We start from the raw sequence: 1,262 nt of genomic DNA on the forward strand, positions 1-1,262 counted from the left end.
CAATAATTTTTCACGAGTGAAAGATAATTCAGCAATTGTTATATTCCATTTTTAAGCGATTAAAAAATTCCCACGAACAACTAAATTCAGACATTTTGGAAATTTAAATTTTCACGTTTCTGAGTGTTTTCCACTATTATTTACAACGTTGTTGTGTAAGAAAAGTTGCGTGGTTTAAGCAATAAAGTTAGTAAATAAAACAGAAACCAAGAAAATCCGAGAGGGTTTTCGTAAGTATGCTTTTACCAGCAATTTTTTTTACACGGTGTTGGCAGTAGTTATTTGTTAAATTTTTTCAGTCTTTTTTCATCTTCAATCTTATGATATATACTCATTTCTTTTTGAAATTTTTTTACATTCTTATAGTATTTATAATTCTTTATTCTTTTTTTGTCTGTAATCTTTACCATAACATAAGCCACTAAAAAAAAAGAAGCACTTATAATAAGTTGTAATTTTAAATTTATATAATTACTTATAAATTCGTTAAAAAAAAATAGAGAAATCGAATATATGGCTACAAAGGGAATAAAATAATCAAATAATTGTAGAATTTCCCTGTATTCTTTCATGTTTATATTTTTCAATCCAAATTGTTCAATCGTTGGTTCAGTGAAATCTGTTCCATATTTTTTTAAATAAGGATAAGCCTTATATTGTTGTGCTTTATCACTTATTTTATCTATGATATATGATTTTTTTTCTAAAAAGTTAAAAACTAAAGCTCCAATAAACAAACCAATGACATAGGCTAATAGTTTAATACCGCTAAAATAATTGTCAAAATATAAATATACTAATACTACAGTACCAAAAATAGATAATTTATAAGTCAAAAATATAGCCATATACAAGAGATTCGATATTGAAGAATATAAATGATAAAGGACTTTTTGTTTTATAGGGTTCATTTTTTAGTAATTACAGTTTTTTATTTAAAGGAAAATATTTTAAATACAATCAAACTAACATATTAAATTTCCGGTTAAAATGTATTAGATATCTTAAATTTTCACAACAATAGTTTTTGTTTTTCAAATAATAAATTAATATTTTTAGAAATACCCTTTTTTTATTTAACTAAATCTTCATTTGTCTCTAATTACTGCCAACGTTTTGGTGTATTATTTGTTGCGTAAATTTAGCGAAAAAAAAGCTATTTAGACTAAAACTTTAGCTTTTCCCAGGTTTTTCGTAAGAAAAACCAGAAAAAGCAATAAATTTTACACGGTGTTATGTTTTGTTGCGATACGTTTGAGTAA

General features: G+C 24.3%; 1 protein-coding gene. It reads right to left on the reverse strand.

The genetic code is table 11. The annotated features are described in order from the left end of the window. Window positions 1-278 precede the first annotated feature (278 nt). A complete protein-coding gene (locus ACW9UN_RS17210; protein WP_459487607.1) occupies window positions 279-911 on the reverse strand; it encodes a hypothetical protein in 633 nt (210 codons plus the stop codon). Between the last annotated feature and the right edge of the window lie 351 nt (window positions 912-1,262).

The organism is Polaribacter litoreus (genome assembly GCF_054584775.1).